Raw genomic sequence first — 26,682 nt, forward strand, 5'->3', positions numbered from 1 at the left:
CAGCGGGCCCGCGCCCGGCTGCGCTGAGCAACCGGACGCGGACGCTACTTCAGTTGGAGACCGCGGCCAGGCGGGTCTTGAGGCCCTGGCCGTAGGCGGTCGCGGTGCCGGTGTAGTCGGTGATCAGCGACGGGCCGCTCGAGCAGTCCCAGTTGTTCCAGGTCCAGCCGAGGTAGCCGATCCCCTTGGTGTCGGCCCAGTCCATCAGGCCGTCGACGAAGCCGTGGGCACAGTCGTTCTCGCCGATCTCGGTGAGCGTGACCGGCACCTGCGCCGCCGTGGTGGCGATCTGGCTGTCCCAGCAGGACGTGTTCGAGCAGGTGTTGAAGTTGTAGATGTGCGCGAACGCGGCCAGGTTGTTCAGCGGGTCGGACGGCTTGTAGGTCAGCCACTGGCTCAGGTTGTTCGAGTAGGCCAGCCCGCCGATCATGATGACGTTGGTGGCGCCGGTCGCCCGGACCGTGTTCACCAGCGTCTGGAAGCCCGCCACCTGGTAGGTGATGCCGGTGCAGGTGCCGCCGTCCCGCCAGCACTTCCAGCCGGACGTCTCGTCGCCGGTGGCCCGCTCCGGGTAGGGCTCGTTGAACAGGTCGAGGATGACCGCGTCGTTGCCCTTGAACGCGTTCGCCACCCCGGTCCAGAACGACGGCGCGTACTGCGCGTCCGGCATCGGCTTCTGGCAGGTCGCCTTCACGTCCGAGCAGCCGGACGAGGTGCCGGTGTAGAGGCCGTAGTTCCAGTGCATCTCGACGATCGGCGTGATCCCGTTCTGGACGAGCAGGTTCACGTACGCCTTGACCTGGTTCTGATAGGCGGTGCCGCCGTAGGCCGCCGGGACGTCGGCGGTGCCCAGCCAGCACTCCTCGTTCAGCGGGACCCGGACGGTGCGGATCTTCCAGGTGCGCATCGCGGTGATCGAGGCCTGGTCCATCGGGCCGTCCCAGAAGCCGTTGCCCTGGATGCAGGCGAACTCGCCGCCGGAGCGGTTGACGCCGTACAGCTTGACGGTCTGTCCACTTGCGTTGACCAGTTTGTTCCCGGAGACCTTGAGAGCCGGGGCAGCGCCGGTGGGCGGCGCTGTCGTGGGAGTCGAGGTCGTCGGCGAAGTGGTCGGCGGCGTAGTTGCCGAGACGCCGCCGGTGCACGCCACGCCATTGAGGGTGAACGCGGCCGGCACCGGGTTGGTGCCACTCCACGACCCGATGAAGCCCACCGAGGTGGTCGCGTTGCTGCCGAGCGCACCGTTCCAGGCGGCATTGGTCACGGTGACGTGCGCGGCGGACTGCGCGAACACCCCGCCCCAGCCCTGGGTGACCGTCTGCGTGGTGGTCGGGAAGTCGAAGCCGAGCGACCAGGAGGAGATCGCGTCACCGAGGTTGGTGATCGCGATGTCGCCCTGGAAGCCACCCTGCCAGGAGCCGGAGACCTGGTACTTCACGGAACAGCCGGTGGTGGCCGCGGACGCCGGGGATAACGTCACGGCAAATGCCCCGGCCGCGACCAGTGCAGCGGCCGCGGCCAGGGACAACGTGCGGAGTCTCATGGGGACGCCAATCGACGGGGGACGATTTGGGAGCGCTCCCACATTCGTCCACGCCCGACATCGTTGTCAAGTTCTCCCCGCCCGAATTGCCCGGAACGCGAAAGCTATGAATCGACTGGGATGGTTGATTCGAAGTTGCTCGATGTAAGGATCGGCGGACACCGTCCTATCCACACGGAGGAACTTCGTGCGAGCTCTTCTTGCCACCGCCGGCGTCATCGCGCTGTCGGCCGGCTTCACCGCGGTCGCCACCTCATCAGCCGGTGCCGCCGAATTGGCCGCCGCCCCCGACATCTCGGTCACCAACGTCAAGGCGCACCTCAGCCAGCTGCAGAGCATCGCGACCGCCAACGGCGGCAACCGGGCGCACGGCCGCCCCGGCTACCTGGCCTCGGTCACCTACGTGAAGGGCCTGCTCGACGCGGCCGGGTTCACCACCCAGCAGCAGAGCTTCACCTACAACGGCCTGACCGGCTACAACCTGATCGCCGACTGGCCGGGCGGCGACACCAGCGACACCCTGATGATCGGCGGGCACCTGGACAGCGTCACGGCCGGTCCGGGCATCAACGACAACGGATCCGGGTCGGCGGCCAACCTCGAGGTGGCCCTCGCGGTCGCGCGCACCGGCTTCCAGCCCACCCGGCACCTGCGGTTCGGCTGGTGGGGCGCCGAGGAGCTGGGCCTGCGCGGCTCGACCGCCTACGTCAACTCGCTGACCACCGCCCAGAAGGCGGCGATCGGCGGCTACCTCAACTTCGACATGGTCGGCTCCCCCAACCCCGGCTACTTCCTCTACGACGGCGACAACTCCGACAACACCGGCTCGGGCCCCGGCCCGGCGGGCTCCGCCGAGATCGAGCAGACCCTGGCCGCCTACTACACGACGATCGGCGTGCCGACCCGCGGCACCGACTTCGACGGCCGCAGCGACTACGGCCCGTTCATCGCGGCCGGCATCCCGGCCGGCGGCATCTTCACCGGCGCCGAGGGCCGCAAGACGGCCGCGCAGGTGACGCTCTGGGGCGGCACGGCGGCGGCGTTCGACCCGTGCTACCACGCCGGCTGCGACACGATCGCCAACATCAACGACACCGCGCTGGACCGCAACTCGGACGCGATCGCCTACGCGGTCTGGAATCTGGCCGGAAGCGGCACCCCGCCGACGACTCCGCCGACCGGTTCCACCGTCTGGTCGGACAACTTCGAGACCGCGACCGGTTGGACGGCCGGCACCGCCGACACCGCGACGTCGGGCACGTTCGAGCGCGGCACGCCCGGCGCGACCACGTCGAGCGGCGTGACCACCCAGCTCGGCACCCCCGCGGGCGGAAGCTTCGAGCTGGTCACCGGCGCGTCGGCCGGGGCGAGCGCGGGCGCCAACGACGTCGACGGCGGCCTCACCACGATCCTGTCACCGTCGATCACGCTGCCGACCGGCACGCTGACGCTGAGTTTCGCCTGGTACCTGGCCTACCTCAACAACGCGACCACCGCCGACTACTTCCGCGTCCGGGTCGTCTCCGGCACCACGTCCACCACGGTCTTCACCCAGGCGGCCGCGGCCAGCAACAAGGCCGCCGCCTGGACAACCTCCACGGTCAACCTCTCCGCCTACGCGGGCCAGACCATCCGCCTGGAGATCGGCGCCGCCGACACCGGAACCGCCTCCCTCATCGAAGCGGCCACCGACAACATCACGATCACCAAGAGCTGACGACCAGCCCGAACCGCGGCTAATGGGAGGGTGCGGCTCGGGCTCCCCGGAACGGGCCGGCATTTCCGCGCAGAAATGCCGGCCCCACAAACCAACCCATATGAGTACGTCCCAGCACCAGAACCCGCTTCTTCGCCACGCCGGGTGCAACGCACCCTCCGCGCGCCGCCACCGGGCGGGCCCGCGGCAAGAGCAGTGCGGGTCAGCGCCCGACGGATCCGTCGATCTGCTCACGGAGGATGTCGGCGTGCCCGGCGTGCCGCCCGGTCTCCTCGATCATGTGGACCAGCACCCACCGCCGCGAGGGCGCGAGCCCGCGCCCCGGCGGCCGGGGCGCCGCGGCGGTCAGATCCGTCCAGTCGTCGATGACCTGATTGGCCCGCGCCGCGGCGTCGCGATAGCCGGCGAGCAGCCCCGCAACGGTCTCATCGCGTCGAGGGCGCAGGGTGCGGCGCATGTCGGTGATCGGTTCGCCGAGGAAGTAGAACCCTTCGACCGCGGTCAGATGCTTGATCAGCCCGAGCAGGCTGGTGCCGGACGGCACCCCGGCCGTGCGCACCTCCGGTTCCGGCACGCCGGCCACCTTGTCCGCGATCGAGCCGCGCAGATAGTCGAGAAACCCCACCAGGGTGGACTTCTCGTCGGGCGCGGTCCAGGCCGGCCCGCGGTCCGTCGATTTTCGTGCGGTAGCGCGCATCGCCCCAGCATGACCAGCACCGTTCCGCATTTGCGAGAAGCGTTGCGGATCCGCACGATGGCTCTCATGACCGAGCACGATGTCCTCGCCGGCGTCGGCCCCCGCCTGCGCGCACTGCGCCAGGCCCGGAGCATGTCGCTGGCGGCACTGGCGGCCGAGACGGGCCTGACCGCCAGCACCCTGTCCCGCCTGGAGACCGGCAAGCTGCGCCCGACGCTGGAACAGCTCCTGCCGCTGGCCCGCACGCACGGCGTCCCCCTCGACGACCTGGTGGCGGCACCACCGACCGGCGACCCACGCATCCACCTGCGCCCGATCCGCCGCTCCGGCTTCACGGTGGTGCCCCTGACCAGACGCCCCGGCGGCATCCAGGCCTACAAGGTGATCTACCCACCCGCCGCCCGAACACCCGCGAAGCCGCTCCGGACGCACGACGGCTACGAGTGGTTCTACGTGCTCAACGGCCAGGTCCACCTGTTCCTGGGCGACCAGCAGTACCGTCTCGGCCCCGGCGAGGCCGCCGAGTTCGACACCCGCACGCCGCACCAGATCGTCAGCGCCGGCACCGAGCCCGCGGAGCTGCTCACCCTCTTCAGCGCCCAGGGCGAGCAGGCTCACCTGTCATCGCAGCTCGGTTAGCACCTGCCGCCTGACCGACCTGTGCGGTCTGACCCCCGACGACGCGGTCGCCAGCCTGGTGGCCACCGCCCGGCGGGTGACCGCCGGAGTGACCGGCGAGGTCACGCCGACAGCAGACGCTCCACCATGAGAAACGCTCCGACCAGGACCATCGCGACGCCGGAGGCACGGCTGACCGCGCGGGCGACCGCGGGCCGGGCCCGCAGCACGGTCCGGGCCAGCGATCCCACGATCAGGTAGAAGCCGGCGCAGGTGAGGATGAAGGCCAGCCCGAGCACGCCGATCTGCACGGCGATCGGCAGCGCCGCCGACGGCTCGGTGAACTGCGGCAACAGGGCCAGGAAGATGAGCAGGCCCTTCGGATTGAGGCCGCTGACCCCGACACCCTGGGCGAAGGCCCGCCCGCCGACGCCCGCCACCGGGACCGCCGGGCGCGCGACGGTCATCGCGCCGTGCCACATCAGGTAGAGACCACCGACGATGGTCAGACCGGTGAGCACGGCGGGCCGGCCGGCGACGAGGGCGCCGACGCCGGCCGCCACCACGAGGGTGATCGCGGCGTAGCCGGTGACGAGCCCGGCGACCGCGGGCCGGACCGCACCGCGCAGCCCGGCACCGACGACGAACGCCCAGTCGGCGCCCGGCACCGAGATCAGCAACAGCGCGACCAGCCAGAACGCGACCACCGAACGCCACATCATGGCCAGGAGGCTATGGCGGATCCGGGCGAAGGTGGTTCCAAGTTTCACCCCGCCATCGCACCGTGGTGGAAGAATCTTTCCCGTGGACAAGATTGACCGGAAGATTCTTGCGCTGCTGCAGGAGGACGGGCGGCTGTCTATCACCGACCTGGCCGCCCAGGTCGGGCTGAGCCTGTCGCCCTGTCACCGCCGGCTCCGCGAACTGGAGCGCAGCGGGGTGATCCGCGGCTACCGGGCGGTCATCGACGCCGCCGCGGTCGGGCTCACCTTTCAGGCGCTGGTGTTCGTCACCATGCGGCAGGAGGACCGGGACACGCTGCTCGGCTTCGAGGCGGCGGTGGCCGCCGTGCCGAACGTGGTTCAGGCCCAGCGGCTGTTCGGCGATCCGGACTATCTGCTGCGCATCGTCACCGCCGACCTGGCCGCCTACCAGGAGTTGGAGGACGACGTGCTGGCCACCCTGCCCGGCGTCCAGCGGCTCAACTCCACCCTGGTCATGAAGCAGATCGTCGACTACCGGCCGCTCCCGGGCTGAGCACCAGGGGCACCCCCGCCGCCCGCAGGTGGGCCAGCTCCGGGTGGTCGGCGGCGACGTCGGTGACGATGCCGGCCACATCGGACAGCGGCAGCACCGCGAACGGCGACGCGGCGCCGATCTTCTCGGCGCTGGCCAGCACGTAGGTCTCGGCCGCCCGGGACGCCAGCAGGCGTTTCATGGCGGCCTCGTCGGGGTCGCCGGTGGTCAGGCCGGCCCGGTGCTGGACGCCGGTGACGCCGAGCAGGAAGACGTCGGCGGTGATCCGGGCGGCGGCCTCGGCGGTGGCGGCGCCGCTGGTCACCGCGGAGTGCTTGAACAGGCGGCCGCCGAGCACGTAGACGTCGACGCTCGGATGGGCCACCAGGGCGGCCGCCACCGTCGGGCTGTGCGTGACGATCGTCGCGGACAGGTCGGCCGGCAGGGCCTCGACCACGGCGAGAGCGGTGGTGCCGCCGTCGAGCAGCACCGTGCCGCCGGCCGGGATCAGCGCCGCCGCCAGCGCGGCCACCCGCCGCTTGCTGTCGGTGGCGACCGCGGTGCGGGTGGCGTAGTCGGCCGCGGCGGCCGCCGCCGGCAGGGCGCCGCCGTAGACGCGCTGGCACAGCCCGGCCGCGGCCATCTCGCGCAGGTCGCGGCGGATGTTGTCCTCGGCCACGCCGATCTCGGCGGCGATGTCTTTCGCCACGACTTTGCCGGTCGAGCGCAGCCGGGCCAGGAGGAAGTCGCGACGCTCGGCGGCAAGCATTACGTGTTTCTCCTCGTTGTTGTCGACTGTTGCGCGTTTCGGAGTGTACGGTGCCGACCATGACAACACCAGGGATCGACGTGCCGGACGCACGCGGGCGCACCGGCCTCAACCGGACCGGCCGCGATCTCACCGGCAACCCGGACGTCGTGATCCGCGACGTCGAGCTGCTCGCCACCGCCTGGCACGTGCTGCGCCGCACCACCTATGACTACCGGCACGCCGACGGCGGCTGGAGCCGCGAGCAGCGCGAGACCTACGACCGGGGCGACGGCGCGGTGATCCTGCTCTATGAGCCGGAGCGGCGCACGGTGCTGCTGACCAGGCAGTTCCGCTACCCCGCCTATGTGAACGGGCACCCGGACGGCATGCTCGTCGAGGCCGCCGCCGGCCTGCTCGACGACGACGATCCGGCCGACGCGATCCGCCGGGAGGCCGCCGAGGAGCTCGGCGTGACGGTCGGCGCGCTGGAGGAGGTCTTCAAGGTCTGGATGAGCCCGGGTTCGGTCACCGAGCGGCTGCACTTCTACGCGGCGCCCTACACCACCGCCGACCGCACCGGCGCGGGCGGCGGGGTGGCGGCCGAGGGCGAGGACATCGAGGCCGTCGAGCTGCCGTTCGACGACGCTCTGAAGTGGATCACCGACGGCCGCATCGCCGACGCCAAGACGATCATGCTGCTCCAGTGGGCCGCCCTGCACGGCCCGTACGCAACGAAATGAGCGCCGGCCCGGAAGCCGGGACCGGCGCTCATCCGCTGCAAGTGCTCAGACCGGGCGCAGGGTGGCCCAGCCCTCGTCGCGGGCGCGGGCCGTGGCCAGCAGGCCGCCGACCGCCGCGGCGTTGGTGATCTCACCGCGGAAGACCATCGCGACCGCCTCGTCCAGGTCGAACCAGGACGTCTCCAGGTCGGCCTCCTCGTCGGTGCGGTCGTGCCGCTCCGCGTCGGGGACCGGCGCCAGATCGCGGGCCAGGAAGATCCGGATCGACTCGTCGGTGAAGCCGGGCGACGTGTGCAGGTCGATCAGCAGGTCCCAGCGGCCGGCCCGCAGGTCGGCCTCCTCGGCCAGCTCCCGGGCGGCGCCGACCACCAGGTCCTCGCCGGCCACGTCACGCAGGCCGGCCGGCAACTCCCAGAGCCGGCCGCCGACGGCATGACGGTACTGGCAGATCAGCGCGACCCGGCCGACCTCGTCGAGCGCGACCACCCCGACCGCGCCCCTGGCCTGCACCACGTCCCGGGTCGCGGTGTTCCCGCTGGACATCGTCACCTGGTCGGTGAAGACCGTGAAGATCGGCCCGGCGTAGCGCTGCTCCCGGGACACGGTCTCGTGCGCGAACGTGGTCACCTGGTTCCCCCCAATAGGACGATCAAATGGTCTCGACCTCGACCGGCAGCTCGTCCGCGGCCGCGTACTCCACGGCCGCCTTGACCAGGCCGTCGAAGAGCGGATGCGGCCGGGTCGGGCGGCTCTTCAGCTCCGGGTGGGCCTGGGTGGCCACGAAGTAGGGGTGCGTCTCCTTGCCGAGCTCGATGAACTCGACCAGGCGGCCGTCCGGCGAGGTGCCGGAGAAGACCAGACCGGCCTGGGTCAGCTTGTCCCGGTAGTCGTTGTTGACCTCGTAGCGGTGCCGGTGCCGCTCGGAGATCTCGGTCGCCCCGCCGTACACGCCGGAGACCACCGAACCCTCGGTCAGCGCCGCCGGGTAGGCACCGAGGCGCATGGTGCCGCCCAGGTCGCCCTTGCCGGCCACGATGTCCTGCTGATCGGCCATCGTGGAGATCACCGGGTACGGTGCGCGCTCGTCGAACTCGAGCGAGTTGGCCCCGGTCAGACCGGCCATGTTGCGGGCCGCGTCGATGGTCATGCACTGCAGGCCCAGGCACAGGCCGAGGATCGGGATCTGGTGCTCCCGGGCGTACTTCGAAGTGTTGACCTTGCCTTCGATGCCGCGCACGCCGAACCCGCCGGGGATGACGATGCCGTCGACGCCCTTGAGGGCGACGGCCGCGCCGGCCATCGTCTCGCAGTCGTCGCTCGGCACCCAGCGCAGCTGGATCTTGACGTTGTTGGCGAAACCGGCGGCGCGGATGGCCTCGCTCACCGACAGGTACGCGTCGGGCAGGTCGACATACTTGCCGACCAGCGCGACCGTGATGGTGCGCTTCGGGTGGTGCACCCGGTGCAGCAGGTCGTCCCAGGTCGCCCAGTCGACGTCGCGGAACGAAAGACCGAGACGACGCACGACGTACGCGTCAAGGCCTTCGCGGTGCAGCACCTTGGGGATGTCGTAGATGCTCGGCGCGTCCGGGCAGGCGATGACGGCCTCGCGGTCGACGTCGCAGTAGAGCGCGAGCTTGTGCTTGAGCTTCTCCGGGATCTCCCGGTCGCTGCGGCAGATCAGCGCGTCCGGCTGGATACCGATGTTGCGCAGCGCCGCCACCGAGTGCTGGGTCGGCTTGGTCTTCAGCTCGCCCGACGGCGCCAGGTAGGGCACCAGCGAGACGTGCAGGTAGAAGACGTGGTCGCGGCCGACCTCGTGCCGCACCTGACGGATCGCCTCGAGGAACGGCAGCGACTCCATGTCGCCGACCGTGCCGCCGACCTCGGTGATCACGACATCCGGGACCCGGCCGGACTCGTCCGGGTCGGCCATCGCGAAGATCCGGCTCTTGATCTCGTTCGTGATGTGCGGGATCACCTGAACGGTGTCGCCCAGATATTCCCCGCGCCGCTCGCGGGCGATGACCGCCGAGTAGACCTGCCCGGTGGTCACGTTCGCCTTGCCGGACAGCGACCGGTCGAGGAACCGCTCGTAGTGGCCGACGTCGAGGTCGGTCTCCGCGCCGTCGTCGGTGACGAACACCTCACCGTGCTGGAAGGGGTTCATCGTGCCGGGATCGACGTTCAGGTAGGGGTCGAGCTTCTGCATGACGACCCGCAGTCCGCGCGCGGTCAGAAGATTGCCGAGGCTGGAGGCGGTGAGGCCCTTGCCCAGCGAGGAGGCAACGCCCCCGGTGACGAAGATGTGCCGCGTGTCGCGCACTGATGAGGCCAACGCCCGCTCCCGTGGGTTGTCTGTAGATCCGACATGCAGACCGGAGCCTGGGCCCCATCCACGGGAGTCCACCGTAACACCTACGAACGGCGGCGCACGTTCGGGCTGGTCGCGACGCGTGTCAGCGTGCCGCTAAATGATCTTCGTCGGATTTGCGCAGGGCCGGGCCGCCCGGGCCGTCGGTCTCGCCGTCCGGGCGGGTGCGGTCGGCGGCGTGCAGCAGGACCCGCAGCGCGGTCAGCACTGCGGCGGGCACCACGAACGCGGCGGCCGCGCCGGCCACGGTCAGCGCCGACCCGCCCAGGACCCCGGCGATCAGGGTGGCGACGGTGGTGCCGGCCATCGCCCCGCGAATCGCCGGATGCAGCCCGAACAGCCGGTTCAGGCCGCCCCAGGGCGAGTACTGACAGAAGGCGAGCATGAGTACGCCGATCAGCGCCAGGATCGTCAGCGGGCTGCCCAGCAGGGTTTCCCCGTTGGCCGCGGCGGCGCGCTGCATGGCCGGGCCGCCGGTGCCGCCGGCCAGCTCGGTCAGGAACCGGCCCAGGCTGCCCTGTTCGAGCTCGGGACGGCGCAGGTCCATCACCGCGAACCCGATGGTGACGCCCAGCCCGGCCAGGGCCGCCCAGGCGAACCGCGGGAAGGTGAGCCAGCCGCCGGTGCTGATCGCGGCGGCCACGCACACCCCGGCGGTGACCGCGATCGCGCCGACCGGGTCGGCGCCCAGGTAGGGGCTGCCGACCATGACCACGCCGACCCCGCCGAGCAGCACCACGATCACCGGCCGCCAGGTCTTGGTGACCCACTGGGCGAGGCTGCCGGCCAGCAGGAGCAGCCCGGCCACGAAGACGCCGAGACCGACACCACCGACGCCCGCGTACCGGGCGCCGGTGCTGGCCGAGTAGCCGGCCACGCCGTTGAGCTGAAGCTGGGCGCCGGTGAGCAGGTCGAGGCCGATCACGATGGCGCCGATCAGGGCGATCGCGACCATCGGCCACAGCGTGCGCCGGTAGCGGGGAGCGATCCGCACCAGGACCGTGCCGACGATCGTCAGCGCCCCGGTGACCAGCCCGAACACCCAGGCCGGATGGTCCGCCCGCCACCACGGTGAGGCGTCGGCGAGCAGCGCGGCCGGGATGGCCAGGGCGGCCGCGATCAGCGCCAGCTCCAGGGCCGCGACGACCCGGGCCGAGGGCAGCGCCGGCCCCTTGGGACCGCTGTGCCGGCGGGCGCGCACCATCACCGGCACGACCAGCCCGTAGAGCACGACCAGCAGGATGGCCAGCACGGTGAAGAAGATCGAGGCGACACCGCTCTGCGCGGTGGCCCGTCTGTCGGCGTTGTGGGTGCCCTGGACGGCGTCGGCGACGTCGGCGGGCTTGCCGGGCGCGACGGTGGCCGACCGGCCGGCGAACAGCTTGTCCGGCGACGTCTTGCCGAGCGCGGTGAGCGCGGTCGGGGCGAGGTCGATCAGCTGCAGGTAGCCGTCCCGGCCGGTGCCGGTCGAGGTGAGCCAGCCGCCGTTCCAGCCCTCCCCCTCGGCGATCGCCACGTGCAGCCGGTTGCCCCGGTCGGTGTCGGACACGCCCGCCACCATCAGCAGCGACCGGGCGGGGCGGGCGGCGACGACCCGGGCGAGGGTGGCGTCGGCCTTGGCGACCGCGGCCGTGCGGGCCGGGCCGGACCCGCTGATCGTGCCGAGGTCGACGAAGCTCAGGATGCAGTCGGAGAGCAGGCTCTTGGGGTCGGCCGGCAGTTCGGCCTGGTACTGGTCGACCCGGCCGAACGGCCGGGCGGCGGCCACGGCCGCGCCGGCGCCGACCGCGACCGTGCAGCGCACCGACTCGGCGAGCGAGCCCGGCACCGCGCCGTAGGCCAACTTGTCCTGGTTGTCGCGGACGATGTTGCGCTGGTTGGTGATGTTGGCGCCGATCGCGTCCGGCTGGGTCAGCTCGGGGACGGGCGCGTCGCAACCACCGGTCGCCGGCCGCGGGTAGGCGGCGTAGTTGCCGGCGCCGAGCGTCAGCCAGCCGTCGGCCGGGCAGGTGGTGCGCTGCGCCGAGCGCACCGACAGCCAGCCGATCGAGCCCTTGCTGGCCTCCTGCCACAACGCCGGGGTGGTCTGCGGGTCGAGGTCGTCCCAGCGCAGCCCGGCCGCGCCGGCCACGATCACGTAGTCGACGGTGCCCTGCGGCGCCTTGGTGGCCGGCCGGACGGTCAGGCCGACCAGGCTCGCCGCGACGGCCAGCAGCACCATCGCGTACGGGACCCAGGTCGCGGCCCGCCGGCCCGGTGACGTGTCGAAGGGCCGGACCCGGCGGAGCCGGTCGAGGGCCCTCACCCGTGCGCCGTCACTTCGGCGTACGCGGCGCGGACGGCGGTCACCGTGTCGGCCTCGGTGGGCCAGGTCGCGGCCTGCTCCAGGCCGCGCTCCCGATAGTCGGCGCGCTTCTGCGGATCGGCCAGCAGCTCACGGACGGCGTTGTCGAGCGCGTCCACGTCGCCGGGCGGGATCAGCACGGCCGCGTCGTCGACCAGGCCGGGCACCCCGCCCACGGCGGTGGCGACCAACGGGACGCCCGCGGTCAGCGCCTCCTGGGTGAACAGCTGCCGGGCCTCCCAGTCGCTGGTGACCACGGCCAGGTCGGCCCCGGCGAGCAGGTCGGGCACGTCGGTGCGGTGCCCGAGCAGGTAGAACGGGGCGTGCCGCTCGGACGAGCGCTGCGCGAGGGACATGTAGCTGGGGCCGGAGCCGGCCACCACGACGACCGGCGCCGGGTTGAGGTCGCGCCATCGGGCGGCGGCGTCGACGAGCAGGTCGTAGCGCTTCTGCGGGTGCAGCCGGCCGACCGTGAGGATCAGCGGGGTGTCGGCCTTGAGGCGGAACTCGGCCCGGACCGCGGAGCGGGAGCGCCTGGCCGGTTTGAGCGTCGGGGCGGCGACCGCGCCGAGGCGGGCGTTGCGGGCGCCGACCGCGAGCGCCCGGGCGACCAGGTCGTCGGAGGCGCCGAGGGTGAGCGTGGCGTTGCGCGCCACGATCCGCTCGACCAGCGCGGACGCCTGGCCGCGCAGGCCCTTGGCGAGGACGGCGTTGTGCCAGGTGACGACGAGCGGGACGCCGGGCCGGGCCAGGCCGGCCACGAAGCCGGCCCGCAGCCCGTGCGCGTGCACCACGTCGACCGGGCGGCTGGTCAGGGCGGACTTGAGCTGCCGGACCGCGCCGGCGTCCTGGGCGCCCGGGTTGGCCGGGATCTCCACCGGGAGGAACGTGGCCCCGCCCGCGGTGAAGCCGAACAGCTCGTCGGTGGCGGCCGGCCCGCAGACCAGCACCTCGCAGCCGGCCGCGCGCAGGCCCCGGGCGAGCGACGCGACGTGCTGCCCGATCCCGCCGGTGCTGGAGGCCAGCACCAGCGCCACCGAACCACGCCAGCCGTCGTCCTCGATCACTTGCGCCCCTCCATCACGTGCTTACCTTTCGACGGCCGCGTAATCCGCGCAGGCGGCGGGTGATCGGCGCGAGGTCGCGCCGGGCCGCCGGGTAGGCCACCGCGGCGAACACGACCAGGACCGTGAGACCGCCGGCCACGCCCTGCACCAGGCTGCCGCCAACGGTGGGTCGTGCGCCCACCAAGTGTCCGATTCCGGCCACGACTCCCCAGCCGGCCAGGGCCGCCGCGCCCGCGGCAACGATACCGACGACGGTGGCGCGGCCGAGCCCCGCCAGGGCTGCCGCGCCCGCGTGCCGGCGCACGGCCAGCACCAGCAGGACGCCGATCACGGTCATCGCGACCGCGTTGGCCAGGCCGAGCGCGAGCACCTGCCGCTGCTCGCCGAGCTCGGACAGGGCCAGCGCGGTGATCGCGCCGACCACCCAGCCGGCCGCGGTGCAGGCGGCCGCGGCCGCGGTGGCGCCGCGCGCGTAGAGAGCGCGGGAGAGCAACGCGAACAGCGCGTAGCCGAACAGGCCCGGCGCGAACCCGGCGATGCCGGACGAGGCCGGTCCGGCGTTGATCAGGTAGGCGGCCGGCCCGGCCAGGGCGGCGAGGGCGGCCGCGCCGAGCCCGGCCGCGAGCGTCACGGTGCGCGCGGTGGCCGACAGCGACGCCCGGTAGGCCTCCTCGTCGCCCCGGGCGGCGGTCGCCGACAGGGTCGGGTAGACCGCGGTGGCCAGCGGCACCGCCAGGACCGCCCAGGGCAGCAGGAAGATGGTCTGCGCCGCGGTGTAGAGGGTGAGCCCGCGGTCCGCGGTGAGCGCGATCGCCACGATGGTGAGCAGCTGCTGCGAGCCGACGGTGACCGCGCCGGCCCAGCCGAGCCGGACCGCCTGCCGGCCCTCGTCGCCCGGGAAGTGCAGCGCCGGCCGCAGCCGCAGGTGGAGCCGGCGCAGCGGGATGAACAGGCAGAGGGCGAGCACCACGACGCCGAGGGTGGTGCCGGCCGACAGGGTGAGCTCACCGGTGCGGGTGAGCCCGCCGAAGTCGGTCTCCGTGCCGTCGACGGCCGCGTAGCTGAGGTAGGCGGTCATCACGGTGACGCTCGACAGCAGCGGCGCGATCACCGGCCACGCGAACCGGTGGTGGGCCTGGAGCACGCCGGTGAGCACGATCCCGATCCCGTAGAGCGGCAGCTGCGGCGCGAAGACCCGCAGCATGCTCGCCGCGGTCGCCTGATGGTCGGCCGGCACGTGCGGCAGCAGCCCGGCGATCGGCCCGGCCAGCAGCGCGACCAGCACGGCGAGCGGGACGAGCAGCACCAGCACCCAGGTGAGCAGGGCCGACGCGACCGCGCCGACCCGCTCGCGGTCCCCGGCCGCCACGTGCCCGGCCAGCAGCGGCACCACGAGGCTGGCCAGGGCGCCACCGGCGACCAGCTCGAAGACGATGTTCGGGATGGTGTTGGCGGCGTTGTAGATGTCGGCGAGGTTGCCGTGCCCGACCGTGTGCAGGAAGACGAAGGTGCGGGCGAAACCGGCGATCCGGGCCACCACCGTGAGGACGGTGATCAGCGCCGCGGCGCCGGCGATCTTCCGCGCGGAGCCAGTGGTCACGCGGACGGCGGGCGGCGGCCCAGCTCGTCCACGTGGCGCAGCCACGGGGTGTCGTTGATGACCTTGGTGAAGCTGACCTTCTCGCTGGCGGCGGTGAGCGCGGCCAGCCCGGCGAGGGCCAGGAACCGTCCGGCCGTGCCGGTACGCGTCACCAGGGCCACGCCGAGCAGCGCACCGAGCGAGTTCGCCCCGGCGTCGCCCAGCATGATCTCCTCGCCGAGGTCGTCGGGCAGCAGCGCGGCGCTCGCGCCGAGCGTGCCGGCCGCCACTCCGCCGCCGCGGCCGAGGGCCAGCGGTGCGCCGATCGCGACGCCGGCCTTGATCGCCCGGCCGGGCCGCAGGTCGAGCAGGTTGACGACGTTGGCCATCCCGGCGATCACCCCGGCGCCGAGCAGCACGTCGGTGGTCCGGCCGAGGAAGCCGGTGCGGCGGCTGCCGATCAGGGCGGAGGCGACCAGCCCGGCCGCGCCGACCCCGGCGATCTTGACGAGGCCGCTGGTGACCTGACCCTCGCGCAGCGCACCGAGGTGCCCGGCGAAGCCCTTCAGGGCCTTCTGCTCGGGCCGGTTGCCGGCGACGTCGTCGTAGAGCCCGACCGCGCCGGAGACGACCCCGGCGGTGATCGCGGCCGCCGACGTGCGGACATCACGGGCGCCGAGCGCGGCACCGGCGCTGGCGCCGAGGGCGAGCGCGGGACCGCCGGCCAGCGTGACCGTGCGGCCGTGGAAGTTGGTGCGCTCCAGCGCCGAGGCGTGCGGGTCGCGCCGGATCCAGGCGAGTGCGCCGCGGGCGACGGACGCACCGACGCCGAAGGACCTGAGGACTCCTGTGGCCATGGCTCGGAAGTCTAGAGCCTCTAGCTCTCGGCCTTCGGCACCAGGGAGGAGGCGCCGGCGGCCAGGCCGTACTGGCCGATCTTGCCCTGCACGACCCGCTCGGCGGTGACCATCGCGGTCGCGACCTGACCCTGCACGGTGCTCGCGTTGTCCACCGTGGAGATCTCCTTGACCAGCGTCGGGTCGCCGCGGACGGCCGAGACGAGGTTGCCGTCGCCGACCCCGAACCCGGCCACCACCAGCGGCTTCACCTTGTGGAACTGGTCGGTCATGGTGACCATCGACGTGCCCTTCTTGGCCGCGTCCTTGTCGGTGTAGGGCTCGCCGGACACGATCACGGTGCCTTCGGCACCGCCGAGGGCACCCTTGTCGACCGAGATGTAGCTGCCCTTGGAGTACGCCGTGAGCACCGCCGTCACATCCGTGGTGGTCGGCTGCTGGGTGCCGGTGACGTGCAGCAGCAGCGTCGACGCGAGCTGCGCGCTGGCCGTCTCGACGCCGTCGCTGTTGAGCGGCAGACCCTCCATCGTGATGCTCGGCTGCGACGACTGACCGGCCAGGTCGAGCAGCTCGATGTTCATGTTCGGGTCGAAGAACTTGTCCTGCACGGTGACCTTCGCGGTGACCGTGGCGCCGGCCACCTTCAGCATCGCGATCACGCCGTCCGCGTATTCACTCGTGCCGGGCAGCGCGATCACCGCGAGCTTGCGGTTGGCGAGCTTGTCGGCCAGGTAGAACGGCGCGATCTCGGTGGCGAAGTCCTGGTTCTTGTTGACCTCGTCGCGGTACTGGTTGATCTGGTCGCGCTTGTTGCCCAGGTCCTTGTTCAGCGCGGAGATCTGGTTCTTCAGGTTGTCGGCCACCGGCCCGTTGAGCGCGGCGGTGCCCACGACCAGGCCGATGGCCAGAGCCAGGAAGACCGCGGTGAGCGACACCACGTGGTACCGGAAGTTGATCACGACAAAGCCCCGAAACTGCTAGAAGAGGTGGCCGAGCTGGAAGACCAGATTGTCCCACCACTCGGAAACCACCGTGAGGTACGCCTTGCCGACCGTCGACACGGCCACCGCCGACGCCATCGCGGCGATCGCCGAGAGCACCAGGAGCAGCAGCGCCGAGCCGGAGATGTTCTGCCGGTAGAGCCGGCTCACGCCCTTGGCGTCGACCAGCTTGCCGCCGACCTTGAGCCGGGTGAGGAACGTCGACGCCATGCCGCCGCGGCCCTTGTCGAGGAACTCGACCAGGTTGGCGTGCGTGCCGACGGCGACGATCAGGGTGGCCCCCTTCTCGTCGGCGAGCAGCATCGCCAGGTCCTCGCTGGTGGCGGCGGCCGGGAAGGTCAGCGCGGCCACGTCGAGCTGGTGCACCCGCTCGAGGCCGGGCGCCCGGCCGTCCGGGTAGGCGTGCACGACCACCTCGGCACCGCAGCGCAGCACGTCGTCGGTGACCGAGTCCATGTCCCCGATGATCATGTCGGGGGTGTAGCCGTTCTCCACCAGCGCGTCGGCACCGCCGTCGACGCCGATCAGCACCGGCTTGTATTCGTGGATGTACGGCCGCAGGACGTCCAGGTCGTCCTTGTAGTCGTAGCCGCGGACCACGATCAGCACGTGCCGGCCGGCGATCTTCGTCTGCACCTCGGGCACGCCGACGCCGTCGAGCAGCAGGTCGCGCTCCTGCTTGAGGTAGTCCATGGTGTTCGCCGCGAACGCCTCCAGCTGCACCGAAAGGCCCTCGCGGGCGTCGGCCATGGACGCGGCCACGGTGTCGGTGTCCTGCCGGACCCCGGACGCCACCGGCTCGCCGGCCAGCAGCACGGTGTCGCCCTCGACGGTGACCAGGTCGCCCTCGTGCAGCTTCTCGAAGACCTCCTCGCCGAGGTCGTCGACGAGCAGGACGCCGTTCTTGATCAGCACCTCGGGACCGAGGTTGGGGTAGCGGCCGGAGATCGACGGCTTGGCGTTGAGGACGACGGCCACTCCCGCCGCGACCAGGGCGTCCGCCGCCACCCGGTCGATATCGACGTGATCGATCACGGCGATGTCGCCCGGGCGCAGGCGGCCGGTCAGCCGCTTGGTCCGGCGGTCGAGTCGGGCGGTGCCGGTGATCGCCTCAGGGTCGAGGCTCCGGGCACGGCGCAAGGTGGGAAGTCGCATCCCGGCCATCCTGACATGGCGGGTCACACGCCTGGCGAACGACATGCGCGAACTCACCCACAATTCGGGCACAAGCCACAAAAGGCAAGAACCCCGCTAGTCCCCGTGCTGATCGACAGATCAGCCCCTCTTCTCGCGACCGGCCACGGCCAGCAGCTCCTCGGCGTGCGCGATGCCCAGATCGGAATCGGGGAGACCGGCCAGCATGCGGGCCAACTCGCGAGCGCGTTCGGTTTCCTCGACGATACGCACTCCGCTGGTGGTGATGGCACCCCCGGTGTCCTTGGCGACCACCAGATGACGGTCGGCGAACGCGGCCACCTGCGGCAGGTGCGTGACGACCAGGACCTGGTGGGTGCGGGCCAGCCGGGCCAGGCGCTTGCCGATCTCGACCGCCGCGGTGCCGCCGACGCCCGAGTCGACCTCGTCGAAGACCAGCGTCTCCGGGCCACCGGCACCGGCGAAGACCACCTCGATCGCGAGCATCACCCGGGACAGCTCACCGCCGGACGCGCCCTTCTGCAGCGGCAGCGACGGCGCGCCCGGGTGGGCCAGCAGCCGCAGCTCCACCTCGTCGGCACCGTCCGGACCGACCGCCAGCTCGGCGCCGTCGAGCGTCACGGTCGGCTCGTCCTTGCCGGCCACCCGGGGCGGCACCGCCACCTCGACCCGGGAGTGCGGCATCGCGAGACCGGCCAGCTCGACGCTGACCGCCTCGGAGAAGCGGACCGCCGCCTCGACCCGGGCCGCGGTCAGCCGGGCGGCGAACTCGCCCACCTGCGCGGCGAGCCGCTGCCGCTCCTTGTCGAGCTCCTCGAGCAACTCGTCCGAACTGTCCAGCGCACCGAGCCGCTCGCGGGCGTTGGCCGCCCAGGCGATCACGCCGTCGATGTCGTCGGCGTATTTCCGGGTCAGGCCGCGCAGCTCGGCCCGCCGCTCGTAGATCTGCTCGAGACGGGCTGGGTCGGCGTCGAGCGACATCAGGTAGGCCGACAGCTCGGACGAGACGTCACCGATCAGGGTGGCCGCCTCCTCCAGCCGGGCGGCCAGGTCGGACAGCGACTGGTCGACCGAGGCCTGCGCCTCCAGCGTGCGCCGGGCCGTGTTGAGCAGGCCGGCCGCGTCCGGGATGTCGTCGGTGGCCTCGGCCCCGCCGGCCAGCGCCTGGGCGGCGGTGGCGGCGGCCACCCGCAGGCCCTCGGCGTGCTCGAGCCGCTGCACCTCGGCGCGCAGGTCCTCCTCCTCGCCCGGCTGCGGGTCGACCCGGGAGATCTCGTCGAGGCCGAGCTTCAGAAGGTCGGCCTCCTGCGAGCGGGCGCGCGCGTTGCGGCGGCGGTCGGCCAGGTCTTCCACCACGGCCCGCCAGCGGCCGAACGCCTCGCGGTAGGTCTCCAGCAGCTTCTCGTGCTCGGGCCCGGCGAACCGGTCGAGCGAGGCGCGCTGCTCGGCCGGGCGCAGCAGGCGCAGCTGGTCGGACTGGCCGTGCACGGCCAGGACCTGGTCGCCCACCTCGGACAGCATCGCGACCGGCATGCTGCGGCCGCCGACGTGTGCGCGGGACCGGCCCTCGATGGTGACGGTGCGGCTCAGCAGCACCGAGCCGTCGTCGTCGATTTCGGCGCCCGCCTCGGTGATGCGCTGCAGTATGGCGTCGGCGAGCGGGCCGCCCACCCGCAGCCGGCCCTCCACGACGGCACGGCCGGGGTCGGCACGCACCCGCCCGGCATCGGCCCGGCCCCCGAACAGCAGGCCGAGCCCGGTCACCACCATGGTCTTTCCCGCACCGGTCTCACCGGTGATGACGTTCATGCCCGTCGTCAGCTTCAACGTCGTGTCGTCGATGACGCCGAGCCCGGTGATCCGCAACTCCTCAAGCACACGGCAGACAGTAGTGGTGCCCACCGACAATTGCCCAGCGCGGTCCTACGGGAGCTGAGTCAACCCGCGGCGGAAAACCCCAGAAAAAGAACGTCATCAACGTCGATTGCCCCGCCAGCCCTCGACCGGGAGAGCGAACTTCGCGACCAGCACGTCGGTGAACGACTTGGGGGCCAGGCGAACCAGGCGGACCGGGAGCTGGCCGCGCTCCACCGTCACCTTCGCACCCGGCGGCAGATCCCAGGTGCGGCGGCCGTCGCAGCACAGCACCGCGAACGACGTGTACGGGTCGACGGTCACCACGAACGATGACGTCGGCGCGGTCACCAGCGGCTTGGAGAAGAGGGCGTGCGCGCTGATCGGCACCAGCAGCAGCGCCTCCACCTCCGGCCACACCACCGGGCCACCGGCCGAGAACGCGTACGCCGTCGAGCCGGTCGGGGTCGCACAGACCACGCCGTCACAGCCGTAGCGGGCCAGCGGCCGGCCGTCCACGTCGACGAGCAGCTCGAGCATCTGCGCCCGCTGCCCCTTCTCGACGCTGACCTCGTTGAGCGCCCACGAATCGGCGATCAGCCGCCCGTCGTACTCGGCGCGGACGTCGAGGGTGAGCCGCTCGTCCACCTTGTACGTCCCGTTGACGATCTCCTGCACGGCCTGGTCGATGTCGCTCACCTCGGCCTCGGCGAGGAAGCCGACGTGCCCCAGGTTGATGCCGAGCAGCGGCGCCTTCACCGGCCGGGCCAGCTCGGCCGCCCGCAGGAACGTGCCGTCCCCGCCGAGCGCCAGCACGATCTCCACGCCCTCGGCCGCGTCCAGCCCGCTGACCGCGGTCACCTCGGACGGCAGGTCGAGGTCGGCGACCTCCTCCGAGATCACCCGGACCTCGAACCCGGCGGCGTGCAGATCCCGGACGACCGTGCGGGCATGCTGCATGCTCTGCCGCCGCCCCGTGTGTGTGACGAGCAAGGCCGAGCGCATCATTCAACCTCCACGGTGGCGGCCGGGCCAATCTGTTCCGGCGCGCCAGAAACTACCTCCCCGGACGGTCCCGCGGCGACCACTCGTTCGATCTCCGCCCGATCGGCGGCCGGTGCGTCCCGGCGGAACCAGACGAAGAATTCCACGTTGCCGCTCGGCCCCGGCAGCGGCGACGCGGTCACCCCGGCCACCCCCAGGCCCAGGTCGGCGGCGGCCGCGGCCACATCCAGCACGGCCTCGGCGCGCAATCGCCAGTCGCGCACCACCCCGCCGGTGCCGACCCGCTCCTTGCCCACCTCGAACTGCGGTTTCACCATCAGCGCGAGGTCGCCGTCACCGGCCGTGCAGGCGGCGAGGGCCGGCAGCACGAGCCGCAACGAGATAAAGGAGAGATCCGCCACAGTCAGCCCGACCGGGCCGCCGATCATCTCCGGGGTCAGGGTCCGCACGTTGGTGCGTTCCAGCACGACGACCCGCTCGTCGGTGCGGATCGGCCAGGCCAGCTGTCCGTAGCCGACGTCGACCGCGACCACCTGGGCGACCCCGGCGCGCAGCAGCACGTCGGTGAAGCCGCCGGTGGAGGCGCCCGCATCCAGGCAGCGCCGGCCGGCCACGGCCAGCCCTTTCGGGCCGAACGCGGCGAGCGCACCGGCCAGCTTGTGCCCACCCCGGGACACATACTCGGTGGCCGGGTCCTCCCCGGTCACCAGGACCGGGTCGGCCGGGTCGACCATGGCCGCCACCTTGCGGGCCACCGTCCCCCGCACCTGCACCCGGCCGGCCTCCACCAGGGCGGCGGCCTGTTCCCGGGAGCGGGCCAGCTTGCGACGCACCAGTTCGGCGTCGAGTCGAACACGCCGGGCCATCAGCCCTCGATGCTCGACAGGGTTTCCTGCAGCACCTGGTGAGCGGCCTCGTAGGCGGCGATCTGCTCCCCCGGCGCCAGCTGGGCGGCGTTGACGAGCGAGCGCAGCACGGCGTCCACCGCCGGGTGCCCGGTCTCCTCCACGATCCGCCGCTCGGCGGGGACGGCGCTCTCGGCGTACCCCGGCTGGGGGTTGATCGGAGCGTTCCCCGGCCGAAGCCCGGGCGGGGGTCCCGGCCGGAAGCCATCGGACGGCGCACCGGGGCGCGGCCCCGGCATCGGCGAGTGCGGGAAGGTCATGACCTCAGGCCTCCGGGTTGGTCGGCGCGGCCTCGGCCGCCTTCTTGGCGGGAGCCTTCTTCGCGGGCGCCGGCTTGGCGGTCGCTTGCTTGACCGGCGCTTGCTTGACCGGCGCTTGTTTCACCGGCGCCGCCTTCTTGACCGGCGTGGCCTTCTTCACGGGCGCAGACTTCTTGACGGGCGCAGACTTCTTCACCGGCGCGGCCTTCTTGGCCGGCGCCGGAGCGGCATCGGCGACCGCCTGGGCGGGAGCCGGGTCGACCGGCGACGCCACCGGCGCGTCGAGCACCGACGCGGGCGCCGGCTCGGCCGGAACCGGCGGCAGCTCGACCGCTTCCGCGGCCTCCTTCACCGCGGCGACCGGCGACGCGGCCAGCCCGGGCGCCTTCTTCACGGCCTTCTTCGCCACGGCCTTCTTGACCGGCGCCGCCTTGCCCGGAACCGAAGCCGGTGCCGACGCGGTGTTCGCGGCCGGCGGGGCCGGCGTCGTCCCCGCGGTCGGCATCTTGTTCGGCGTGGCCTTCACGGCCTTCTTCGCCACCGTCTTCTTCGCCACCTTGCGCGGCAGCGGCGCGGGCTGCTCCAGCCGGGTGCCACCCACCTCGGCGGCGCCATCGGCGGCGGCCTTCGCCTGCGCCGCGCGGAGTTCCTTCTCCAGGTCGCGTACGCGGGTGGTCAGCTCGTCGACCTCCTCGGCGGTCGCCAGGCCGACGACGCCGAGCGCCTTGTCCACCTCGTAGCGCACGATGTTGGTCAGCGCCTCGCGGTTGGCCATCCCGGCCGACAGCAGGTCCTCGACCAGGCCCTGCAGCTGCGTCGCCGTGGCACCGCCCCGGTTGACCAGGTCGCCCACCGCTTTCTGGGCGCGCTTGCGGGGTGTTTCGGTAAGTCCGAGCGCCATCTCCAGATACGCCCGCCATGCGTCCGGCATGATTCGGTCCCTTCCGTGTCCCCGTTCGGGTATGCCCAGCCCGAAGGCGTCGGGTGCCACGCTACCGGGCGGTTCGCACACCGTCGTGAGGTACGGTGCGGTACGGCGAAGGGTGTCGCGAAGAAAGGCTGGCGGATGGCCACCGTGGACGAATGCCGGCAGGCACTGCACGACCTGGCCGCGCGGCTGGAACGCAACGCCGAGGCGCGCGGCAAGCTCGATCTGGACCGCACGCTGGCGTGCCGCGTCACCGATCTGGGCACGGCCTTCCACGCCCGGCTCACCAACGGTCTGCTGCTCGACATCGCCGACGGCGACGACCCGAAGGCGAAGATCGCACTGATCGCCGCGGGCGACGACCTGATCGCGCTGATCGCCGGAAAGCTCGACGTGACCAGGGCGATCGCGTCCCGTCAGGTCGCCATCAAGGCCAACCCGTTCGACCTGCTGAAGCTACGAAAACTCCTTTAGCCCTGCCGGGCGGCGGTGAGCCGGTCGAGGCCGGCCAGCACCTGGTCGGCGGCCTGGGTCGCCTCGCTCAGCTGGTCGGTCACCTCGGCCAGCACCCGCGCCTGCTCCTCGACCGACTGCGCGATGGTGATCTGCCCCTCGTGGATGTCGCCGACCGCCTCGCTGGTGGTGGCGAACGTCTGCGCCACATCGTCGGTCTCCGCCACGATCGCCGTGATCACCTGGTTGACCCGCTCCACCGAGGTGGCGGTCTCCCGGGCCAGATCCTTGACCTCACTGGCCACCACCGCGAACCCCTTGCCGATCTCGCCGGCCCGGGCCGCCTCGATGGTGGCGTTGAGCGCGAGCAGGTTGGTCTGGTCGGCGAGCGACGCGATCAGCGCGTTCACCTCGGCGATCTCAGCGACCGAGCGCTCCAGCGCCCGCACCTTGTCGCCGGCCGAGGTGGCTGCGGCCATGCCGCCGGCCGCGGTGCCGGCCGCGTCGCTGGATCGCTGCGCGATGTCGCGCACCGACGCGGTCAGCTCGCCGAGTTTCTGGTCGACCGCCGCGACCGCCCGGATCGCCGAGTGCGCCTCGGCCCCGATCGCCTGCACCTCGGCGGTGAGCCGGCGGGCCATCTCGGCCGTCTCGTCGGAGCGCTGCCGCAGGTCGGCGGCGGCCTGCTCGCGGCTGGCCAGCTCGGCCCGCTCGGTGGCCCGGCGCGCCTGGTCGGCCTGCTCGGCGAGCTGCTCGTTCTCCCGCTCGGCCTGCTCCGCGAAGTGCCAGAAGATCACGATGCCGGTCACCTCGATGGCGGCCAGCCCGGCGTGCAGCGCGACCTGCGCGAGCGCGGCCATCGTCGACATGTGATGCATGCCGAACACCCGCTCCGGGTCGATCAGGCCGAACACCCCGTGATGAACGACGACCACGACCACCGAGGCGATCAACGGTGTCCACTGCTGGTAGAGCGCTACGAAGATCAGGATCGCGTACAGGTGGATATGCGTCGTCATGGCGCCGCCGGAAAGCTCGATCGCCAGGAAAGTGCACCCGATCAACCCGAGGCTGACCAGCGTGGCCTGCCCCTGCATACTCGGTGCCAGCCGACTGCCGGCCGCGACCGCCGCGATGACCAGCGGCAGCAGGATCGCCTCCGCGGTCGGCCGCGGCCCGAGGATGCCGAGCAGCAGGAACGCGGGCACGTGCAGCCACAGCAGGGTGCGGATGATCCGGTGGCGGGCACGCCACGAGGCCTCGGAGAGCCTCGCGCCGCGCGGCAGGTTGTCCAGAGCACTCGGCATACCACCGATCATCGACGGTGACACCGAGCGCCCGAGCCAAGTTCGACCGATTGCTATGAAGTCTGAAGACCCCAGTTCTCCAGCAGGCTCGCCGCTTCCGGCGAGCCTGCCTCAATCTCTTCCGGGGGTACGCCGTCCCAGGTGACCCCGCACAGCAGCCGCAGCGCCGTCACCGGATCGCCGGAGCCGGACAGCTTGGCGCCGTCCAGCCGCCAGCCACCCGCTTCGGCGGCGCGCAACGGCAGACGGGCGTCGTCGGCCGGCCGGAACAGCCCGCTCAGGTCGGCCGCCACGAAGGTCGGGCGGCGTTCCGGCGGGGCGGCCAGCAGTTCGGCCGGCCCGCTGACCCCGGTGAGGACCAGCAGGCTGTCCATGCCGGCGCCGACCGCGCCCTGGATGTCGGTGTCCAGCCGGTCGCCGACCGCCAGCGGCCGCTGCGCGTCGGAGAGCGACGCGGCCGTGGTGAACAGGGCCGGCTCCGGCTTGCCGACCACCAGGTCGGGTTCCCGGTCGAGGGCCGTCCGCAGCACCGCGACCAGCGAGCCGTTGCCCGGCAGCGGGCCGCGCGGGCTGGGCAGCGTGCGGTCGGTGTTGGTGGCCACCCAGGTGGCTCCGGCCCGCACCGACAGCGCCGCCTCGGCCAGGATCTGCCAGCCGACCTCGGGGCCGTAGCCCTGCACGACCGCGGCCGGCTTGTCCTCGAACGTCGACACCGGGGTGAGGCCGGCGTCGCGCACCTCGGCACGCAACGCCTCGGCCCCGACCACGAGCACCGGCGAACCGGCCGGCAGCCGCTGGGCGAGCACGGCCGCCGACGCGCCGGCCGAGGTCAGGACCTCGTCCGGCGCCGCCGGAACACCCATGCCGGTGAGCAGCGAAGCGACGTCGGCCGCCCGGCGGGACGCGTTGTTGGTCGCGTACGCCACCGCGGTGCCGTCCCGGCGAAGCCGCTCGACCGCCTCGGCCGCGCCGGGGATCGGCTTGTCGATGAGGTAGACAACCCCGTCCAGGTCGAAGATGACCAGGTCGTAGCCGCCGGCCAGCTCGTCACTCACTCCTGTGGCCGCTTTCCGGCCTCGGCGACGAACTCGTCCCCACCGGCCTTCTCCTCGTCCTCGTCATCCGCCTCGGCCTCGGCCGCCTTGGCGTCCCCAACCTTGACGTCCGCGGCCTTGACGTCCGCGGGCTCGTCGGCCTGGTCGTCGCCGGCCTGGTCGTCGCCGGCCTGGTCGTCGCCGGCCTGGTCGTCGCCGGCCTGGTCGTCGCCGGCCTGGTCGTCGTCGCTCTCGGCCGCCGGGAGGTCGTCCTCGTCGTCCTCGAAGTCGTCGTCGTCCTCGTCCTCGTCGTCCGGCAGGCCGGCGCCGCGGTCGGTCAGTTCGTCGTCGTCCTCGTCGTCGTCCTCATCATCGTCGAGGTCGTCGTCCTCGTCCGCGCTTTCGGCGCGGGGCGAGTCGTCGTCGGAGGCCGTGGCTTCGGACTCGTCGTCCTCGTCCTCGTCCTCGTCACCCTCGATGGTGATGCCGTCCAGCTCGAGCAGCCGCTCGGTGGCGTCGGTGAGCTGGTCCTCGTCGACCGCGGCGGCCCGGGAGAACCACTCCCGCGCCTCGTCGCGCCGACCGGCGGCGAGCAGCCCATCGGCGTACGCGTAACGCAGTCGCGCCGCCCACTCCGCGTCCTCGTCGGTGGTCAGCTCGCGCACCTGCAGCATCGCCACCGCCGCGTCGTGCTGGCCCAGGTCGCCGCGCGCCCCGGCCGCCACGATCAGCAGTTCGATCGCGCCCGCCTTGTCGAGGTTCTCCATGTCGGCCCCGCGGAACAGGTCGATCGCCCGCTCCGGCCGGCCGAGGGCCCGCTCGCTGTCGGCGATCTCGGCCAGGTGCGTGTGCCGTCCGGTCATCCGGTGGTACGTACGCAGCTCGGCGATCGCGGTCGTCCAGTCACCGGCGGCGTACGCGGCCAGGCCGACCGCCTCGCGCACCACGGCGATCCGGGACGCGAGCCGCCGCGCCGCGATCGCGTGCTGCAGCGCCAGCTCGGAGTCCTCGTCGATGATCTGACCGGCCGCCACCAGGTGCCGGGCGACCGACTCGGCGATGTCCCGGGACAGCGACAGCAGCTCGGCACGCACCTCCTGGTCGAGGTCGGTGGCGACGATCTCCTCGGGGATGGCCGGCGCCTTGAACGCCACGGCCTGCTCGTCACCGGCCGGCTGCTCGGAACGCACGTCCTCGCGGTCCCGGTCACCCCGGTAGCCGCCGCGGTCCTGCTCGCTGCGGAAGCCGCCGCGGTCG

At 72.4% G+C, this 26,682-nt stretch carries 25 protein-coding genes; 5 read left to right on the forward strand and 20 right to left on the reverse strand.

The features are described 5' to 3' along the window. Positions 1-49: 49 nt before the first annotated feature. Positions 50-1,543 (reverse strand): cellulase family glycosylhydrolase, encoded by a 1,494-nt coding sequence (locus Adu01nite_RS46575; protein WP_203735849.1) that lies wholly within the window; start codon positions 1,541-1,543, stop codon positions 50-52. 187 nt (positions 1,544-1,730) lie between these two features. On the opposite strand from Adu01nite_RS46575, the gene Adu01nite_RS46580 reads away from it, so the two are divergent. Beyond that, the gene (locus Adu01nite_RS46580; protein ID WP_203735850.1) at positions 1,731-3,260 is read left to right on the forward strand and encodes a M28 family peptidase; all 1,530 of its coding nucleotides are present in this window, start codon (positions 1,731-1,733) and stop codon (positions 3,258-3,260) included. A gap of 202 nt (positions 3,261-3,462) precedes the next feature. Here Adu01nite_RS46580 and Adu01nite_RS46585 read toward each other — a convergent pair whose 3' ends face one another. Then, a complete protein-coding gene (locus tag Adu01nite_RS46585) occupies positions 3,463-3,957 on the reverse strand; it encodes a DinB family protein (protein WP_203735851.1) in 495 nt (164 codons plus the stop codon). Positions 3,958-4,023: 66 nt separating this feature from the next. Here Adu01nite_RS46585 and Adu01nite_RS46590 point away from each other — a divergent pair, with 66 nt between their 5' ends. After that, positions 4,024-4,596, forward strand: coding sequence for a helix-turn-helix domain-containing protein (locus Adu01nite_RS46590; RefSeq protein ID WP_203735852.1), 573 nt, complete (start codon positions 4,024-4,026; stop codon positions 4,594-4,596). A gap of 101 nt (positions 4,597-4,697) precedes the next feature. On the opposite strand, the gene Adu01nite_RS46595 is transcribed toward Adu01nite_RS46590, so the two are convergent. Further along, complete coding sequence (locus tag Adu01nite_RS46595) at positions 4,698-5,297, reverse strand: LysE family translocator (RefSeq protein ID WP_203735853.1); 600 nt, start codon at positions 5,295-5,297, stop codon at positions 4,698-4,700. A gap of 82 nt (positions 5,298-5,379) precedes the next feature. Here Adu01nite_RS46595 and Adu01nite_RS46600 point away from each other — a divergent pair, with 82 nt between their 5' ends. Beyond that, positions 5,380-5,832 carry an Lrp/AsnC family transcriptional regulator gene (locus Adu01nite_RS46600; protein WP_203735854.1) on the forward strand — a complete coding sequence of 151 codons (453 nt, stop codon included), beginning with the start codon at positions 5,380-5,382 and terminating at the stop codon, positions 5,830-5,832. Here the strand turns inward: Adu01nite_RS46600 and Adu01nite_RS46605 are convergent. After that, positions 5,792-6,580 carry a DeoR/GlpR family DNA-binding transcription regulator gene (locus tag Adu01nite_RS46605; protein WP_203735855.1) on the reverse strand — a complete coding sequence of 263 codons (789 nt, stop codon included), beginning with the start codon at positions 6,578-6,580 and terminating at the stop codon, positions 5,792-5,794. The genes Adu01nite_RS46600 and Adu01nite_RS46605 overlap by 41 nt on opposite strands. Before the next feature lie 59 nt (positions 6,581-6,639). On the opposite strand from Adu01nite_RS46605, the gene Adu01nite_RS46610 reads away from it, so the two are divergent. After that, complete coding sequence (locus Adu01nite_RS46610) at positions 6,640-7,302, forward strand: NUDIX domain-containing protein (protein ID WP_203735856.1); 663 nt, start codon at positions 6,640-6,642, stop codon at positions 7,300-7,302. 45 nt (positions 7,303-7,347) lie between these two features. Here Adu01nite_RS46610 and Adu01nite_RS46615 read toward each other — a convergent pair whose 3' ends face one another. The 13 genes from Adu01nite_RS46615 to Adu01nite_RS48305 form a co-directional block, all read right to left on the reverse strand. After that, positions 7,348-7,929 carry an NUDIX domain-containing protein gene (locus tag Adu01nite_RS46615; RefSeq protein WP_203735857.1) on the reverse strand — a complete coding sequence of 194 codons (582 nt, stop codon included), beginning with the start codon at positions 7,927-7,929 and terminating at the stop codon, positions 7,348-7,350. A gap of 22 nt (positions 7,930-7,951) precedes the next feature. Then, the gene (pyrG, locus tag Adu01nite_RS46620; protein ID WP_203735858.1) at positions 7,952-9,640 is read right to left on the reverse strand and encodes a CTP synthase; all 1,689 of its coding nucleotides are present in this window, start codon (positions 9,638-9,640) and stop codon (positions 7,952-7,954) included. Positions 9,641-9,761: 121 nt separating this feature from the next. Beyond that, on the reverse strand, positions 9,762-11,981 hold the full coding sequence (locus Adu01nite_RS46625; protein ID WP_307836681.1) for a hypothetical protein: 2,220 nt from the start codon (positions 11,979-11,981) through the stop codon (positions 9,762-9,764). Further along, positions 11,978-13,087: a glycosyltransferase family 4 protein gene (locus Adu01nite_RS46630; protein ID WP_203735859.1), complete on the reverse strand. Its 1,110-nt coding sequence runs from the start codon at positions 13,085-13,087 to the stop codon at positions 11,978-11,980. The genes Adu01nite_RS46625 and Adu01nite_RS46630 overlap by 4 nt, the downstream gene beginning before the upstream one ends. A 13-nt stretch (positions 13,088-13,100) precedes the next feature. Continuing rightward, complete coding sequence (gene murJ, locus Adu01nite_RS46635; RefSeq protein WP_203735860.1) at positions 13,101-14,687, reverse strand: murein biosynthesis integral membrane protein MurJ; 1,587 nt, start codon at positions 14,685-14,687, stop codon at positions 13,101-13,103. Further along, the gene (locus Adu01nite_RS46640) at positions 14,684-15,523 is read right to left on the reverse strand and encodes a hypothetical protein (RefSeq protein WP_203735861.1); all 840 of its coding nucleotides are present in this window, start codon (positions 15,521-15,523) and stop codon (positions 14,684-14,686) included. The genes murJ and Adu01nite_RS46640 overlap by 4 nt, the downstream gene beginning before the upstream one ends. A 20-nt stretch (positions 15,524-15,543) precedes the next feature. Further along, the gene (locus Adu01nite_RS46645; RefSeq protein WP_203735862.1) at positions 15,544-16,482 is read right to left on the reverse strand and encodes a copper transporter; all 939 of its coding nucleotides are present in this window, start codon (positions 16,480-16,482) and stop codon (positions 15,544-15,546) included. 18 nt (positions 16,483-16,500) lie between these two features. Then, positions 16,501-17,679, reverse strand: a complete 1,179-nt coding sequence (gene steA, locus Adu01nite_RS46650) for a putative cytokinetic ring protein SteA (protein WP_203735863.1) — start codon at positions 17,677-17,679, stop codon at positions 16,501-16,503. A 120-nt stretch (positions 17,680-17,799) separates the two neighbouring features. After that, positions 17,800-19,557 (reverse strand): DNA repair protein RecN, encoded by a 1,758-nt coding sequence (recN, locus tag Adu01nite_RS46655; RefSeq protein ID WP_203735864.1) that lies wholly within the window; start codon positions 19,555-19,557, stop codon positions 17,800-17,802. A gap of 96 nt (positions 19,558-19,653) precedes the next feature. After that, positions 19,654-20,541 (reverse strand): NAD kinase, encoded by an 888-nt coding sequence (locus Adu01nite_RS46660; RefSeq protein ID WP_203735865.1) that lies wholly within the window; start codon positions 20,539-20,541, stop codon positions 19,654-19,656. Continuing rightward, positions 20,538-21,404, reverse strand: coding sequence for a TlyA family RNA methyltransferase (locus Adu01nite_RS46665; protein WP_203735866.1), 867 nt, complete (start codon positions 21,402-21,404; stop codon positions 20,538-20,540). Before Adu01nite_RS46665 ends, Adu01nite_RS46660 begins: the two co-directional genes overlap by 4 nt. Then, entirely contained in the window at positions 21,404-21,703 is a 300-nt protein-coding gene (locus tag Adu01nite_RS46670) for a hypothetical protein (protein ID WP_239133226.1), read from the reverse strand. The genes Adu01nite_RS46665 and Adu01nite_RS46670 overlap by 1 nt, the downstream gene beginning before the upstream one ends. 4 nt (positions 21,704-21,707) lie before the next feature. Further along, on the reverse strand, positions 21,708-22,634 hold the full coding sequence (locus Adu01nite_RS48305; RefSeq protein ID WP_239133230.1) for a phasin family protein: 927 nt from the start codon (positions 22,632-22,634) through the stop codon (positions 21,708-21,710). Positions 22,635-22,769: 135 nt separating this feature from the next. Between Adu01nite_RS48305 and Adu01nite_RS46680 the strand changes: the two genes are divergently transcribed. Next, on the forward strand, positions 22,770-23,105 hold the full coding sequence (locus Adu01nite_RS46680) for an SCP2 sterol-binding domain-containing protein (protein ID WP_203735867.1): 336 nt from the start codon (positions 22,770-22,772) through the stop codon (positions 23,103-23,105). Here Adu01nite_RS46680 and Adu01nite_RS46685 read toward each other — a convergent pair. The 3 genes from Adu01nite_RS46685 to Adu01nite_RS46695 all read right to left on the reverse strand — a co-directional run. Further along, on the reverse strand, positions 23,102-24,391 hold the full coding sequence (locus Adu01nite_RS46685; protein WP_203735868.1) for a methyl-accepting chemotaxis protein: 1,290 nt from the start codon (positions 24,389-24,391) through the stop codon (positions 23,102-23,104). The two genes, Adu01nite_RS46680 and Adu01nite_RS46685, sit on opposite strands and share 4 nt — an antisense overlap. Positions 24,392-24,444: 53 nt before the next feature. Next, the gene (locus Adu01nite_RS46690) at positions 24,445-25,446 is read right to left on the reverse strand and encodes an HAD-IIA family hydrolase (protein WP_203735869.1); all 1,002 of its coding nucleotides are present in this window, start codon (positions 25,444-25,446) and stop codon (positions 24,445-24,447) included. Then, the coding region (locus Adu01nite_RS46695) for a tetratricopeptide repeat protein (protein ID WP_307836682.1) at positions 25,443-26,682 on the reverse strand (1,240 nt) is incomplete at its 5' end. The genes Adu01nite_RS46695 and Adu01nite_RS46690, both read right to left, overlap by 4 nt.

The organism is Paractinoplanes durhamensis, assembly GCF_016862175.1.
Taxonomy (GTDB): domain Bacteria; phylum Actinomycetota; class Actinomycetes; order Mycobacteriales; family Micromonosporaceae; genus Actinoplanes; species Actinoplanes durhamensis.